The organism is Photorhabdus africana, assembly GCF_035181445.1.
GTDB lineage: Bacteria > Pseudomonadota > Gammaproteobacteria > Enterobacterales > Enterobacteriaceae > Photorhabdus > Photorhabdus laumondii.
Window position 1 is genome coordinate 31120 of record NZ_JAXBVE010000022.1, and the last position, 14956, is coordinate 46075.

The 14956-nt window shown below is 44.7% G+C and carries 12 protein-coding genes and 1 pseudogene; 7 read left to right on the forward strand and 6 right to left on the reverse strand.

What is annotated here, in order from left to right:
- The 6 genes from panB to sfsA form a co-directional block, all read right to left on the reverse strand.
- Positions 1 to 792 (reverse strand): 3-methyl-2-oxobutanoate hydroxymethyltransferase, encoded by a 792-nt coding sequence (gene panB, locus SLS51_RS13665; protein WP_323839290.1) that lies wholly within the window; start codon positions 790 to 792, stop codon positions 1 to 3.
- A 70-nt stretch (positions 793 to 862) separates the two neighbouring features.
- A complete protein-coding gene (gene folK, locus SLS51_RS13670; RefSeq protein ID WP_323839292.1) occupies positions 863 to 1378 on the reverse strand; it encodes a 2-amino-4-hydroxy-6-hydroxymethyldihydropteridine diphosphokinase in 516 nt (171 codons plus the stop codon).
- Between the two features lie 6 nt (positions 1379 to 1384).
- Positions 1385 to 2887: a polynucleotide adenylyltransferase PcnB gene (gene pcnB, locus SLS51_RS13675; RefSeq protein WP_323839294.1), complete on the reverse strand. Its 1503-nt coding sequence runs from the start codon at positions 2885 to 2887 to the stop codon at positions 1385 to 1387.
- A 164-nt stretch (positions 2888 to 3051) separates the two neighbouring features.
- A complete protein-coding gene (gene gluQRS / locus SLS51_RS13680) occupies positions 3052 to 4053 on the reverse strand; it encodes a tRNA glutamyl-Q(34) synthetase GluQRS (protein ID WP_323839296.1) in 1002 nt (333 codons plus the stop codon).
- 62 nt (positions 4054 to 4115) lie between these two features.
- On the reverse strand, positions 4116 to 4571 hold the full coding sequence (gene dksA, locus SLS51_RS13685; RefSeq protein WP_011145244.1) for an RNA polymerase-binding protein DksA: 456 nt from the start codon (positions 4569 to 4571) through the stop codon (positions 4116 to 4118).
- 194 nt (positions 4572 to 4765) lie between these two features.
- Positions 4766 to 5473: a DNA/RNA nuclease SfsA gene (gene sfsA, locus SLS51_RS13690; protein ID WP_323839299.1), complete on the reverse strand. Its 708-nt coding sequence runs from the start codon at positions 5471 to 5473 to the stop codon at positions 4766 to 4768.
- A 92-nt stretch (positions 5474 to 5565) separates the two neighbouring features.
- On the opposite strand from sfsA, the gene hrpB reads away from it, so the two are divergent.
- The 7 genes and pseudogenes from hrpB to SLS51_RS13725 all read left to right on the forward strand — a co-directional run.
- Positions 5566 to 8013 carry an ATP-dependent helicase HrpB gene (gene hrpB / locus SLS51_RS13695; RefSeq protein WP_323839300.1) on the forward strand — a complete coding sequence of 816 codons (2448 nt, stop codon included), beginning with the start codon at positions 5566 to 5568 and terminating at the stop codon, positions 8011 to 8013.
- Positions 8014 to 8105: 92 nt separating this feature from the next.
- Positions 8106 to 10565 (forward strand): bifunctional glycosyl transferase/transpeptidase, encoded by a 2460-nt coding sequence (mrcB, locus tag SLS51_RS13700; protein WP_323839302.1) that lies wholly within the window; start codon positions 8106 to 8108, stop codon positions 10563 to 10565.
- A 483-nt stretch (positions 10566 to 11048) separates the two neighbouring features.
- Complete coding sequence (locus SLS51_RS13705) at positions 11049 to 12716, forward strand: S-type pyocin domain-containing protein (RefSeq protein WP_323839304.1); 1668 nt, start codon at positions 11049 to 11051, stop codon at positions 12714 to 12716.
- Complete coding sequence (locus SLS51_RS13710; protein ID WP_065822745.1) at positions 12713 to 13180, forward strand: DUF6392 family protein; 468 nt, start codon at positions 12713 to 12715, stop codon at positions 13178 to 13180. The genes SLS51_RS13705 and SLS51_RS13710 overlap by 4 nt, the downstream gene beginning before the upstream one ends.
- Before the next feature lie 109 nt (positions 13181 to 13289).
- Positions 13290 to 13748 (forward strand): DUF6392 family protein, encoded by a 459-nt coding sequence (locus SLS51_RS13715; RefSeq protein WP_323839306.1) that lies wholly within the window; start codon positions 13290 to 13292, stop codon positions 13746 to 13748.
- Between the two features lie 125 nt (positions 13749 to 13873).
- Positions 13874 to 14323 carry a DUF6392 family protein gene (locus tag SLS51_RS13720; RefSeq protein ID WP_439126883.1) on the forward strand — a complete coding sequence of 150 codons (450 nt, stop codon included), beginning with the start codon at positions 13874 to 13876 and terminating at the stop codon, positions 14321 to 14323.
- A gap of 218 nt (positions 14324 to 14541) precedes the next feature.
- Positions 14542 to 14860, forward strand: a pseudogene (locus SLS51_RS13725) (hypothetical protein); the annotation flags it as partial.
- Positions 14861 to 14956: the final 96 nt, after the last annotated feature.

The following is a 14956-nucleotide window of genomic DNA, read 5'->3' on the forward strand; positions in this document are numbered from 1 at the left end:
TTAATAAAATGAGTGTTCTTTACCAGGGTAGATACCACTTTCCACCTGTTCTTTATATAGGCGGATGGCATCACGTATATTCCCTGCTTCTTCAAGGAAGTTTTTCACAAATTTAGGGGGGCTTACGGTAATGCCTAGTGCATCATGCATCACTAAAACTTGCCCATCAGTCACATTACCGGCGCCAATACCAATGACTGGGATCTGTAATTCATCGGTGATACGTTTAGCCAAATCAACGGGTACGCATTCTAGTACTAGCAGTTGTATGCCTGCCTTTTCTAAGGTAATTGCATCTTTTATCAATTGATTCGCTGATACTTCATCACGTCCTTGAACTTTATAACCACCCAGAATATGGACTGATTGGGGCGTTAGCCCTAAATGAGCGCAAACGGGTACAGAACGCTCGGTAAGCATGCTAATGGTATCGTATAACCAGCTACCGCCTTCAAGTTTCACCATGTTAGCGCCAGCACGCATAAGCTTGGCTGCGTTTTCACAACTTTGCTCTGGTGTGGCATAACTCATGAAGGGCATATCGGCAATGATAAACGTATAAGGCGCTCCGGTACGGACGCAACGAGTATGATAGGCAATATCTTCAACCGTCACTGGAATGGTGGTATCAGCCCCTTGCACTGCCATACCCAGTGAGTCACCAACCAGCATGACATCAATGCCTTGCTCGGCAAACAGGTGGGCAAAGCTGGCGTCATAAGCGGTAATAGTCGCGAATTTACGTTTTTCTTTTTTGAGCTGATTCAGATCAGTCATGGTCATTGATTTCATTATCTATCTTCCTTCTCCTGCAATTTTTCTTGTTATGTATAGAAATCGGCCACGGACTGAACTGAGATTCTTATATGTAGTGATTAGAATCAGAGGACTGCGGCTGCAGCCAGAGTGCCAGGCCGTTTTCTGGGATGCGTTTCAGTCTTTCAGATAAAGCTTCCCCATCAGGAAATATAAGATCAGGGGCAATTTCAGCTAACGGGTAGAGCATAAATTCGCGCTGTTTTAGTCCGTAGTGGGGTATCGTTAAGCGTTCGGTATTAATCACCTGATCACCAAATAGCATGATATCCAGATCGAGTGTTCTTGGCCCCCAGCGTTCAGCTTTTCTTACCCGTCCTTGGGTCAGTTCAATCGCTTGAGTGTGACTGAGTAATTCTTCCGGTGTTAGCGAGGTTTCCAGTGCGACTGCCGCATTCAGAAAATCAGGTTGATTCTGCGGCCCCATCGGTTTAGTACGATACAGTGAGGAGCAGGCAATACATTCTGTTTCCGGTAAATCTTTTAATGCAGCAAGTGCATTTTTTACTTGCTGCATAGGTTCTGCCAGATTGCTACCAACAGCGATATAAACACGAGCCATAATTTATCAGCTGTTCCTGCTCAGTCTTGGTTTATAGTGACGGCGAGGCCGTGTACGACGACGGACAATCTCACTGCCCAGTTCGGAAATCATACTCCGTTGCTGTGATGCATTGACTTGCTGAAATTCTCCCCACCAGTGGACAAGCTCTTTGAGCTCATTGCGATTTTCAACATTGGCTCTCAGTTCCAGCAAATCATAGGCAGCACGGAATTTAGGGTGTTCCATCAGCTTATTTGCCCGTTTACCATGACGGCGTGGCAGACGTAACTGTAATTGCCAGATATCACGCATGATGGTTGTCAGGCGCTTAGGAATGGCAATGGAGTGGCATTGCTCATCCAGAATGTCATTCATCGCCAATGCAAAAGCATCGTAGTAAGCCAGACCACCTTCTTGAGACAGCTTTTCCGCATGTTCGACCAGTGGATACCAGAGCATTGCGGAGAACAAAAACGCCGGGTTAACCCGTTTATCATTTTGTAACCGGTAATCGGTATTCTTCAAAACCTGATTGAGTATACGTTCCATTGGTGAATCGTTATTTTCGGTGAAATAGCGTTGAATCAATGGGAAAAGTGGTTGAAATAGACGGTATTCGCGCAGAAGTTTATAAGTGCTGTAGCCTTGACCGGTTTGTAAAAGTTTTAAAGATTCTTCAAACAGACGGGCAGGTGGAATATTACTCAGCAGAAAAGCCAAACGAGAAATAGGTTCGGCGGTACCTTCGCTGATGGTCATATTCAGTTTGCTAGCGAAACGGATCGCGCGCAGCATTCTGACGGGATCTTCTCGATAGCGGGTTTCAGGATCGCCAATCAAGCGGATAACTCCGGTTTCCAGATCATGAAGGCCACCGGCATAATCACGCAGAGAGAAATCATTGATGCCGTAATAGAGGCTGTTTATGGTGAAATCGCGGCGTATAGCATCTTCTTCAATTGAACCGAAGATGTTATCCCGCAGTAGCATGCCGCTTTGTGCTTGTTGTGACTGATTTTTATCATCAGAACCCGTTTGTTCATGTGGACCACGGAATGTTGCGACTTCAATCACTTCCTGACCAAACATAATATGAGCTAAGCGAAAGCGGCGTCCAACCAGACGGCAGTTGCGAAATAATTTACGTACCTGTTCTGGAGTGGCATTGGTGGCAATATCAAAATCTTTCGGTTTGGTACCGAGTAATAAGTCACGGACACCACCGCCAACCAGATAGGCTTCAAAACCGGATTTATTCAAGCGGTAAAGGACTTTCAGTGCATTTTCACTGATATCTCTGCGGGAAATACGATGTTGTTCCCGTGGAATTATCGTTATCGATAAATCCGAATGAGGATTTTCCTGTTCAACCTCCCTTGGTGTCTCCACATTGGATAAGGGTTGATAAGGGTTTTGGCGATTAGAGTGAAGAGCTACGTACTCTTCCTGAGCAGAACGGTCAGATCCGGTGACTGGCCTTTCACTGGCTGCCTGTAGTTCGCGGTTATTTTTCCCTTCTCGGATCAATAAGTTACGGCAGAAATTTGCTACTCGGTTAAAAATGGTACACCTCGATAAGTAACTAATCATATAAAACAAATAAAAAACAGCGGCTAATCATAGCCTACTGTGTATTTTTTGAGAATGGTTGTTATGACTAACCATGACTTTATTCATGTTATCTATACCCGTTATCTTTCAAGTTGCCTCTTTGTTGGCTGCACTCGCTCACCCCGGTCACATAGTTTGCTATGCTCCCGGGGATTCACTCCCTTGCCGTCGTGATCCATTTTGAAATCCATTGGGTATATGTGTATTTTACCTTGTCGTGGAATTCGGTCTAGATCCCAACGTGCTGTTGCTTTTTGCAACAATTGATCACGAGAAAGATCTTGCCAGTTTTCTATAACAGATTGATTAAGGAAAGATAATGCCTCAATCAGTAATGGTCGGGGATCATCCAATGGGATCGGCTGAGCATGATTCTGTTTGGAAAGTTTATTGCCATCCTTATTCAGAGCGAGTGGTAAATGAATATAGTCAGGTATTTTGAGATTTAACTGCTGATAAAGCGCAATCTGACGGACGGTGGGTTCGATTAAGTCAGCCCCTCTTACCACCTCGGTCACCCCTTGGTAATCATCATCAATAACAACCACTAAATTATAGGCAAATAAACCGTCACGACGGTAAATAATAAAATCTTCTTCAGCCATGACCGGATCGGCGTTCAGATATCCTTGCAATTTATCTTCAAAACCGTAAACCGGATGACGCTGTTGGAATCGAATTGCTGCATGATCAATGGGCAAATTTAATTCACGACAGTTTCTATCATAAAAACCATTAATCTGGTGAATGCGTTGACGGGTACAGGTGCAGTAATAGCTTAATCCTTGTTGTTGCAACTGATTAAGGATATGACGGTAAGCCTCATGGCGCTGAGATTGATAGAGAATTTCACCATCCCAATGTAAACCGTAATGTTCAAGTGCGTGAAGAATACGGTCGGCAGCACCGGGAACTTCTCTAGGTGGATCAATATCATCAATACGTATTAGCCACTTTCCCTGACAAGCACGGGCTTGCAAATAGCTGCCAATGGCAGTGATTAATGAACCAAAATGCAGGTCACCAGAAGGTGATGGGGCGAAACGCCCAATATAAGTTTGGGGACGTTCAGATTTTATCATATGGAGATCAGTGGGGTTGTTTATACGGCGTCATAAAGACGCCGTATTCGGAACACCATTAATTAGCCAGCCATCTGTTTTTCACGGATTTCGGCTAGGGTTTTACAATCAATACACAAATCTGCGGTTGGACGGGCTTCCAAACGACGGATGCCGATCTCAATGCCACAGGATTCACAAAAACCGAAATCGTCATCTTCGACTTTTTTCAGGGTTTTCTCGATCTTCTTAATCAATTTACGTTCACGATCGCGGTTACGTAATTCAAGACTGAATTCTTCTTCCTGCGCCGCACGGTCAACTGGATCAGGGAAGTTCGCTGCCTCATCTTGCATATGAGATACAGTACGATCTACTTCATCCCTGAGCTGATTGCGCCATGCTTCAAGAATTAGCTTGAAATGCGCCAACTGGGCATCGTTCATGTATTCTTCACCTGGCTTTTCTTGGTAAGGTTCTACCCCAGCGATGGCGAGAATGCTTAAGGACGAGGTTTTACGTTTTTGCCCTTCTTGCATAATACTTCTCCTACACACGCACTATCAAACAAACCCCTAGCGGGGAAAAAAACAGGCCGCTATAAATAGCAGATGGAGCATGGGTTGGCAATTGTTCCTGCCATTAGTTTCACAATGGTGTGGAAGCAAATGTATTGCATGCCTTTACACCTTGTACAACCTGGCTGAAAATATTAGGTGAATCGGTAAGTTAATCATTTCAGTAAAAAAGTTAACTTATCGCCTAAAACCATCCCTTTTCCTGTCATGTTGGCCTGGTAACAGATAACTTCGACCCCAGAGTTTTGCGCTTGTTCCAAAAGAGATGAATAATTATGATCAATATGTGCAGCCGCAGCGACCTGATTGATCCCTGAATGCAAAACAGCAAAAAATAAAACAGCTCTTTGCCCTTGTTCTGCTATGTGTTGCAATTCCCGCAAGTGTTTCTGTCCGCGGGTTGTGACAGCATCTGGGAAATAGCCACAATTTTCTTGGAGCAGTGTCACTGATTTCACTTCAATATAGCAATTAACTTGTTGTTCTGCTTGTAACAGTAAATCTATCCGACTGTTCTCCTCGCCATATTTCACTTCCCGACTGATTTTTTTATATTCAGAAAATTCTGGAATGGCATTTTGTGCAATAGCCTCGGCGACTAAATCATTTGCTCTGAGCGTATTGACACAAATCCAGTGACCAGTCTGTGTTTCTGTCAATTCCCAACTGTTGGGGTATTTACGTTTTGGATTATCGGAGGTGGAATACCACACCGTATCTCCCGGTGTCGCACAGCCGGTCATGGCACCGGTATTAGCACAGTGGATAGTCAGTGTTTCACCTTCCGGTGTGGTGACATCAGCCAGGAAACGTTTATAGCGACGAATTAGCGTGGCGGATTGTAAAGGTGGATGGAATTCCATAAAAACTCCTAAATGACTGATGGCATAAGATTGAAGCAGGCAATGCTACAATGCTGGCGGTTGAAAGTTAACTTTCTTTGTATGGGGTGTTTGTGTCTTTATTGCCTGTATATGAGGTCGTCGAACCTGTCCTGAGTGCGTTGAATAGTTCACAACAGGTCCTGCTTCACGCTCCGGCTGGTGCCGGGAAATCGACGGCTTTGCCATTGGAAATTCTGAAAAAAGCCAATTTCTCTGGGCGTATCATAATGTTAGAACCACGGCGGATTGCTGCTCGCAGTGTCGCCAATCGCCTTGCCGCTCAACTGAATGAAAATACCGGGCAGACCGTGGGTTACCGGATGCGTTCAGAAACGAAAGTGAGTGCAACTACTTGCCTTGAAGTGGTAACAGAAGGCATTTTAACCCGAATGTTACAGCAGGACCCCATGCTGACCGGGGTTTCTCTGGTGATTCTGGATGAATTCCATGAGCGCAGCTTGCAGGCTGATTTGGCGTTGGCATTGTTGCTGGATGTACAGGCAGGACTGCGGGATGATCTGCGAATTTTGATCATGTCAGCGACACTGGATAATCAGCGGCTCTCTTCTTTACTACCTGATGCGCCAGTGATTATTTCAGAAGGGCGAAGCTTTCCTGTGACCAGACATTATTATCCTTTGTCTGCTCACCAACCTTTTGAACAGAGTATAGCCACCGTTGTATTGCGGTTACTCCAACAGGAGCAAGGGTCTGTACTATTGTTTTTGCCGGGTAGCGGAGAAATTCAACGGATATTTGGGCTGCTTAGCGGGAGAGTTGCCGAGGATACCGATTTGTGCCCGTTATACGGTGCGTTGTCATTGGCTGAGCAACAAAAGGCTATTGAACCTTCACCATGTGGACGCCGTAAAGTTGTTTTGGCGACTAACATTGCAGAAACCAGCTTAACGATTGAAGGTATTCGACTGGTGATTGATAGTGGTCTTGAACGCACGACGTGTTTTGAACCCAAAAATGGATTGACTCGCCTGATCACTCAACGCATCAGTCAAGCTTCTATGATACAACGAGCTGGTCGAGCGGGACGGTTGGAAGCCAGTGTTTGTTGGCATTTATTCAGCCAAGAACAGGCAGAAAGAGCGGCAGAGTATAGTGAGCCCGAAATTCTGAATGCTGATCTCGGTGGCTTATGGTTCTCCTTATTGCAGTGGGGATGTCATGATATTTCCCAATTGCGCTGGTTAGATAGACCACCTGCCGCTGCTCTGGCGGTAGCCAAATCGCTGTTATTACAGTTAGGTGCAGTTAATAACCATGGTCAGTTAACGCCCAGAGGCAGAAAAATGGCGGAATCCGGCAGTGATCCGCGTCTGGCGGCGATGTTATGTGCAGGGTTGGAACAAGGGGTCGATATGCTGGCAACCGCCGCTATGCTGACCGCGATTCTGGAGGAGCCGCCCCGTGATGGTCAGCCGGACATCACTTATTGGGTTGAGCAGCGACAAGCTCATTGGTTACGGCGGGCAAAGCAGTTGGTTAGGAATATGGGTAATATGGGCGATCATTTTGGTGAGCCAGACTGTGGATTTGTTGCAATGCTATTAGCCCAAGGTTTCCCTGACAGAATAGCCAAAAATCGGGATAAGGGAGGGCGTTTTCAACTGGCTAATGGTTTGGGGGTGATGATAGATGATGAAGAAAAGTTATCTGGCGAATCGTGGCTGGTAGCTCCTTCATTATTACAAAACAGCAGAAATCCTGATGCGCGTATTTTGCTGGCTTGTCCTCTGGATATTGAATTACTGGTACAGCAACAACCGAATTTATTCAGTGAGCAGAGTGTCGTTGAATGGGATGATAACAAAGGGACGTTGCAGGCCTGGGAGCGGCTGCAATGTGGCAGCCTGACAGTAAAAGCTCAGCGATTGGCAAAGCCTTCAGATGAGCAATTACAACAGGCCCTGCTAAACTGGTTACGCAGTGAGGGATTACATGAGCTCAACTGGTCACCCGCGGCTGTTCAGTTGTGCATCCGTATCCAATGTGCAGCCAAATGGTTGCCTGAAATGCAGTGGCCAGCAGTAGATAATGATGCATTAATGGTTTCTCTTGATTATTGGTTAATGCCGTTCCTTACTGGTGTGCGTGATTTGAAAGGGCTGAAACAGATTGATTTGTTGCCGGCACTGGAAAATTTGCTGGATTGGCAGCAACAACAGTGTCTGGATAATGAACTGCCTATTTATTACACTGTCCCTACCGGCAGTCGGATAGCAATACGTTATTTCAGTGATAAACCACCGGTATTATCAGTTCGGATACAGGAAATGTATGGTGAGCGGCAAAGCCCCTCTCTGGCAAAAGGGCGAGTAGCACTGGTGCTTGAACTATTATCGCCAGCCCAAAGGCCATTGCAGATCACGCAGGATTTGGCTGCTTTTTGGCAAGGGTCCTACTGTGAAGTACAAAAAGAGATGAAAGGGCGTTACCCAAAACATTTATGGCCGGATGATCCGGCAAATACGGTACCGACTCGGCGGACAAAAAAATATTCGTAATAGAATTTAGCCTTTGTTTTTGCAGTGAATAAATTCATTAAAAAATATGAAAACCCATTAATAGCATCTGAGCGGTTTTGGAGAATTTTGGAATGTCTGGTGAAGATCGTCAACCAATCGGACGTAAAGGCAAAAAATGGGTATCCCGCCGTAAACGGTCAATAAAAAGACGGTATCTGTTGGATGATGATGACAATGGCTATGAAGATGAGGACTACGATGATGAAGAGGATCAACCCATGACAAAGAAAGGAATGTATTCCCGTCCACCTAAGAAAAAGCGGCGTTGGTTTTGGTTGTTATTCAAGATATTCATTATTTTTGCCGTATTATTGGCGGCTTATGGTATCTATCTGGATGCCAAAATCCGCGATCGCATTGATGGAAAAGTTTGGGAGTTACCTGCGGCAGTCTATGGACGAATGGTCAATCTTGAGCCGGGCATGAACTACAGTAAGAAAGAGATGGTACATCTGTTGGAAGGGATGCAGTATCGTCAGGTGACGAAAATTACCCGCCCTGGGGAGTTTTCTGTCAGAGGTGAAACCATTGAAATGTTGCGTCGTCCGTTTGATTTTCCTGACAGCAAAGAGGGGCAGATCCACGCTCTGCTAACGTTCAGTGATAACCGTTTGGCGGGGATCGAAAATCTGGAAAATCAGCGTCAGTTTGGGTTCTTCCGCCTTGATCCGAAGCTGATTACCATGTTGCAGTCCCCCAATGGGGAGCAGCGGCTTTTTGTGCCACGTTCTGGTTTCCCTGATTTACTGGTTAACACCTTGCTGGCGACGGAAGATCGCCATTTCTATCAACATGATGGCATCCGTATTCTTTCCATTGGGCGCGCAGCACTGGCGAACTTGACTGCCGGGCGCACGGTTCAGGGGGGAAGTACCCTGACGCAGCAATTGGTGAGAAACCTGTTCCTGACCAATGAACGTACTTTGGTGCGTAAAGCCAATGAAGCCTATATGGCTGTGCTGATGGATTATCGTTACAGCAAAGATCGGATTCTCGAACTGTATCTGAACGAAGTTTATTTAGGCCGAAGTGGTGATGGGGAGATCCGAGGATTCCCGCTGGCGAGCCTCTACTATTTTGGTCGTCCCGTGGATGAATTGAGTTTAGATCAACAGGCGTTGCTGGTTGGTATGGTGAAAGGCGCTTCACTCTATAATCCGTGGCGTAATCCTAAACTTACTCTCCAGCGTCGTAATGTGGTGCTCAAGCTGTTACAAAACCAGCAAATTATTGATGAAGATCTTTATAAGTTATTAAGTGCTCGTCCACTGGGGGTAAAACCGAAAGGTGGTGTTATTACCCCACAACCGGCGTTTATGCAGCTCGTTCGTCAGGAGTTGCAGGACAAACTGGGGGATAGAGTGAATGATCTGTCCGGCGTGAAAATCTTCACTACTTTGGACCCGGTATCTCAGGATGCGGCTGAAAACGCAGTAGAAGAGGGAATTGCCAGCCTGAGAAAAACCCGCAAAATTGCCGACCTTGAAGGGGCAATGGTGATTGTTGATCGCATCAGTGGTGAAATCAGAGCGATGGTTGGTGGCTCTCAACCTCAATATGCTGGATTTAACCGAGCGATGATGGCACGTCGTTCAATTGGTTCACTGGCAAAACCTTCGACTTATTTGGCGGCATTGAGTGAACCTGATCAATATCGGTTGAATACTTGGCTAGCGGATGAACCTCTTGCGGTAAAACAGCCGAACAGCAAGGTTTGGGAACCGAGAAATTATGACCGTCGTTTCCGTGGACGTGTCATGTTGATAGATGGGCTGGCAAATTCATTGAATATTCCTACGGTGAATCTTGGATTGGCGGTTGGTCTTGATCATGTCAGCAACACATTGATCCGGCTTGGCGTACCGGAGGAAGTGATTCAGCAAGTTCCGGCCATGTTACTGGGTTCCCTTAGCTTGACACCGTTAGAAGTGGCGCAGGAATACCAGACGATGACGAGTGGCGGCAACCGTGCGACGCTTTCCGCATTACGTTCTGTCATCGCGGAGGATGGCACCGTGATATATCAGAGTTACCCACAGGCTGAACGGGCTGTACCGGCTCAGGCGGCTTATCTGACGCTATATGGTATGCAGCAGGTGGTGGCGAATGGAACTTCTCGTTCTCTGAATGCTAAGTTTGGTCGCTATAATCTGGCGGGTAAAACGGGCACTACCAATGATCTGCGTGATAGCTGGTTTGCCGGAATCGATGGTAAAGAAGTGGTGATCGCATGGGTTGGCCGCGATAACAACGGACCGACCAATCTGACAGGCGCTACAGGGGCGTTGAATGTATATCGCCGTTATCTGGAAAATCAGACGCCGCTGATGTTGAATAACATTCCACCGGAAGGCATTGTCGATATGGCGGTTAATCAGGATGGCAGCTTTAGCTGTAGTGGCAGTGGTTGGCGAACATTACCGGTTTGGACTTATGATCCACAGAGTTTGTGCCAGCAAACAGCGGTATCAGCACCGGTTCAACAGCAAGAAGAAGCACCGGGCTGGTTGCGAGAGATGTTTGGCCAATAATAAATATTTGATTTGAGATGAATGACAAAGCGCTGATCTTTATGGTCAGCGTTTTGATTTTCTGAGTTTAACGGCTTTCCAAACATACCGAACCATTATTTTTTCGACTTTATACCTGTCATCTTTCAAATTGCCTCTTTGTTGGCGGCACTCACTCACCCCGGTCACATCGTTCTCTATGCTCCCGGGGATTCGCTTCCTTGCCGTCGCGATCCATCTTGAAATCCATAAGGTATATATGATCATCGCAATGGCGGTGACACCCACAATTGTTATTTTATTGTATACAAATTGCTGCAAAAAATGATGTTTTACACCTGTTAGAGACAATAAAATAAGCAATTTTCAGAATATTCCTATATGTTTTTTAAGTGAAATATGGTGAATTATTAATCATGTGTATTAACTCATGGTGATAATGATATGACGATAATTTCAATTAGATCCACTCTCCATACTGTAAATCAATGGAGAGATGAATAGATGGCAATAGGATATTTCTTGCTCGTTGGTGATAAGACAACCTGTGGCGGACAGATTATTACCGGTGACCACACCATGACATTTAATGGACGGGCAACCGCTCGTGAAGGGGATAAGGTCACTTGTGGCAAACATCCCGGTACTTATACGATTGTCGGTGGTGTATCCGATGTGTTTGATATGGGACGTAAGTTGGCTGGCACATTGGATAGTGTGAGTACTTGCCCCTGTCGGGCTAGGTTTATCAATTCGGAGATGGACAGCTATGAGAAGCAGGAGCAGCCCAATAATCGGGCTACAGCCCCTGTTAATATGGCGGTCCAGAATTTCTCGTCGCCGATGGAGGAAGCGAGAAACGTTCAGCCTGAACCTCCTGTGACTAAGGCGCCTCCAATACCAGTGTTTGCGAAATCCTGCTTACGGGGTAAAGGTTGTACCGATGCCGGAACCGAAGCCGAACCGGCGGATAACTTCGGCAGAATGGCGATATATCAGGTTCCGTCATCTCCCACTCCGGTGACGCCGCAAAAATCAGAACCGCCTCCACAAGGTGAGAAACAGCCGCCTGAACCGGATAAACCGCAGGATAAAAAATTGCCGTGGTATAAACGGTGGTTCCGTAGTGGTGAAGATAAAGCCGAAGCCGCCGCTACCGCCGTGGCCGCCACTGCCCGCAGCGCGGTAGCGGAAGGGGAAACGCTGGTGATGCGTTACATTGGCGGCGGTGCCATCAGTGCAGGACGTTGGCTAGCGGCACCGAATCCGGTGACAGTTGGGTTAATGGGGCTGTTTTATTCACCGAAGCTGAATGAGGGTGAGGAGGATTACTTAGATCCGTATCGCCTGAGACAGATAGCGGAACAGTACGGTAAAGCACCAACTCGTGTACGTTTTCGCTGGATCAGAGATGAAAAAAGCGGCAGGATGACGGTTCAGGGATATCACGTCAGCCCGGAAGGCGGCTTGGATAAAGTGCCGGTTCGCATGATGACGCTGAATCGGACCACCGGTAATTACGAGTTCTGGGAACCGGGAGAATACCGGCCGATAATTTTATGGACGCCGAACGAACAGGAATTCAAAGTTCCAGCCCATACCGGGAATGAAGAACAACCGTTTATTCCGTCGCAAATAACCGTGTTGCCGATCCCGGATAAAGTGGGCAGCGATATTGAATCGTTACCGATGCCGGAAGAGAAGGATTTTCGTGATTATATTCTGATCCTCCCCATCCCGAATATGCCGCCGGTGTATGTGTATTTGAGTAAACCACCGGTGAAATTGTTTGAAGTAGATTTGTATAGAAATTTTGCGGGGCGACTGAGGAATGGAACGCATGCTGATCATATGCCTTCGGCAGCGGCTGTGAGAGCTAAATTGAGGAAGCTATATCCAACCTTATCAATTTCTAAATTAAATGAAGACGCTAAGGATGTTGCTGCCATTATTATTCCGGCTGAGGTACATCAAAAGTTTAGTGCAACTTATGGAGGCCGAAACTCTCTGTCTCAAATAGAGCAAGATGCTAATGATTTGAGAGCGGCTGTAGATCGTGATTTTGATGCTATAAAACCAGCGTTGAAACAGTATGGTGCAACAGAAGAGCAGCTTGAGGATGCTAGAGCCAAAATGCATAAGATTAACCAAGAACAGGAGTTATATAAATGACAGTCAATGTAGAGGCATTAATAAACAGTTTGGGTAAGCCTTATCAGGAAATTTTTGATGAGGGGTTAATCCCTTATAAGACTAAGCCAACAGGATACCCAGGAGATCCTGATATCACTTTGGATATGATTAAAGAGGGTATGTATTTGGCCTTTAAGAGGGATGGCAAAATTCTGTTTGCTATAGAGCTTCTTTTGCTTGATCAGAAGAAATCCTCCTACCAATTTCCTAATGAGTTGCCTTCTCCTTTGAAGACATTGATGTTCAGGCAATGGCTGCACGAACAATTAGGTAAACCAGAAAAGGCACTTCCTCCGCGAAGAATTCTCAAGAAGGATGTTGGATGGACAGAGCTATATACGTTATTGGATTTTCGGATGCCGACTAGTATGCAGGTTGATTATGACCTGTTTGAGCGTGTTGAATCTGTAATGTTCTTGCTTACATCAGAAGTACGTTGGTAGTTAGTAATAGATGGGTGGTTATTATTGAAAGCCAATTCATTTGTGAGTAATTTGAAAAAACGAAATAGCAGATGGATTGGTTTAATCAAGAACAGGAGTTGTACAAATAATGGTGGATGTTATTGCAATCATAAAAAGTTTGGGACAGACAGCCGATCTATTAGTTGAAAAACAATTTATTCCAGCCGAAAAGTTTGAGTTTCTGTTTGAGAATGCTGATACGTTCAATTGTGGACCTGACGTTGGCCTTACATTAGTGTTTCACGCTGATTCAAGTATATTAGAATCTGTACAAATTACACTTATTAACGCTTATGAAGGTAGTGGAGAATATAATGGAGAATTGCCTTACCCATTTTTACATTCAATGGATAGAGCAATTGTTAGAGCCCTTATGGGGGAACCAGATTCTGCTGGTGGCCCAGAAAAAATCCCTGTTATTGGCATTGTTGGTGGATATGATTCTTATACACATAAGTTGAGTGAGCAATATCCTAATACAGAAATTCGTTTTCTCTATTTGGCTGATTTACGGGTACATGCATTAATCTTTGAGCATATTGTATAAACGCTTTCTGGAATATTTTTCTACTTTCATTTTATAGCAGTTAATAAACCATTATCCATGTTTATATGCTATAGGTCAGATATAAATAAAGAGGTTATATAAATAGTGACGATCAATGTTGAAGAATTAATAGTTTAGGGAAAACCTATCAGGAAATTTTTAATGAAGGTCTGATTCCTTATAAGAGTAAGCTTGGAGGAGATTCTGGTGACGATTATGTGTCGTTAGATATGCAGAAAGAGGGGATATTTCTGGCTTTTAACCGGACCAGCAAGGAATTAACTCATGTCACGCTGACATTGATCGATGAAGAACGGCCCGGTTATGTTTATCCAAATCAATTGCCATCCCCTTTGGTTAATCCAATGACGCGTGAATGGGTTGAGGAGTATTTTGGGGCGGCAATTAAGTCCTTTCCGCCATGTCAGGTGTTTAACTGTCAATATGGTTGGAAAGACCTCTACCTTTACAATGTATCTGAATCTGAGGAAAAGATTTATATACAATTATCCCATGATTTGCTTGAACAAGTTGAGACAATAACTTTCCTTCATGCTGAAAATGTGACATGGTAGAAATATCTCAAAAGCGGAATAAGCAGAAGCAATATACCTTATAGATTTCAAGTTGCCTCTTTGTTGGCTGCACTCACTCACCCCGGTCACATAGTTCGCTATGCTCCCGGGGATTCGCTCCCTTGCCGCCGCGATGCATCTTGAAATCCATTGGGTATATATACTAGCGGTAAAATATGAATAAAGAGGTTGTGTAAATAATGGTAATGAATATTTAAGTATTTATCAATATTTTGGGTGAATATTGTCACACTGAAACTCTAACGTTAATTTTGGATAATTGCAGTATTCATAAAATCCGACTGGTCAATGATTGTCTGGCCCGTCATCCTATTAACCTATTATTTTATATGTTTATTATCCTTAGCTGAATAAATTTGAACGCCTGTGCAATCTCTGTATGAAACAGTGACACGAAATCATTGCTGCCAGTATATGTGGCAGTTGCGCGAAAAAGTGAAAATATTTTTGAATTCATTTCCTATAGGAATAACAGATAATAATAAAATAGGGTGTGGTTATAATTATGAAAAATGATTTATTTTTTTCGCTATTTTGATAACAAGATCAAACAACGTCACTAATGATTTTCGATGCCCATATGCTAACATGATTAGAAATTTTTATTTAATA

Excerpts from the sequence above, each read along its gene's own strand:
- panB (WP_323839290.1), bottom strand. The coding sequence starts at position 792 with ATGAAATCAATGACCATGACTGATCTGAATCAGCTCAAAAAAGAAAAA.
- folK (WP_323839292.1), bottom strand. The coding sequence starts at position 1,378 with ATGGCTCGTGTTTATATCGCTGTTGGTAGCAATCTGGCAGAACCTATG.
- gluQRS (WP_323839296.1), bottom strand. The coding sequence starts at position 4,053 with ATGATAAAATCTGAACGTCCCCAAACTTATATTGGGCGTTTCGCCCCA.
- dksA (WP_011145244.1), bottom strand. The coding sequence starts at position 4,571 with ATGCAAGAAGGGCAAAAACGTAAAACCTCGTCCTTAAGCATTCTCGCC.
- sfsA (WP_323839299.1), bottom strand. The coding sequence starts at position 5,473 with ATGGAATTCCATCCACCTTTACAATCCGCCACGCTAATTCGTCGCTAT.
- mrcB (WP_323839302.1), top strand. The coding sequence starts at position 8,106 with ATGTCTGGTGAAGATCGTCAACCAATCGGACGTAAAGGCAAAAAATGG.
- SLS51_RS13705 (WP_323839304.1), top strand. The coding sequence starts at position 11,049 with ATGGCAATAGGATATTTCTTGCTCGTTGGTGATAAGACAACCTGTGGC.
- SLS51_RS13710 (WP_065822745.1), top strand. The coding sequence starts at position 12,713 with ATGACAGTCAATGTAGAGGCATTAATAAACAGTTTGGGTAAGCCTTAT.
- SLS51_RS13715 (WP_323839306.1), top strand. The coding sequence starts at position 13,290 with ATGGTGGATGTTATTGCAATCATAAAAAGTTTGGGACAGACAGCCGAT.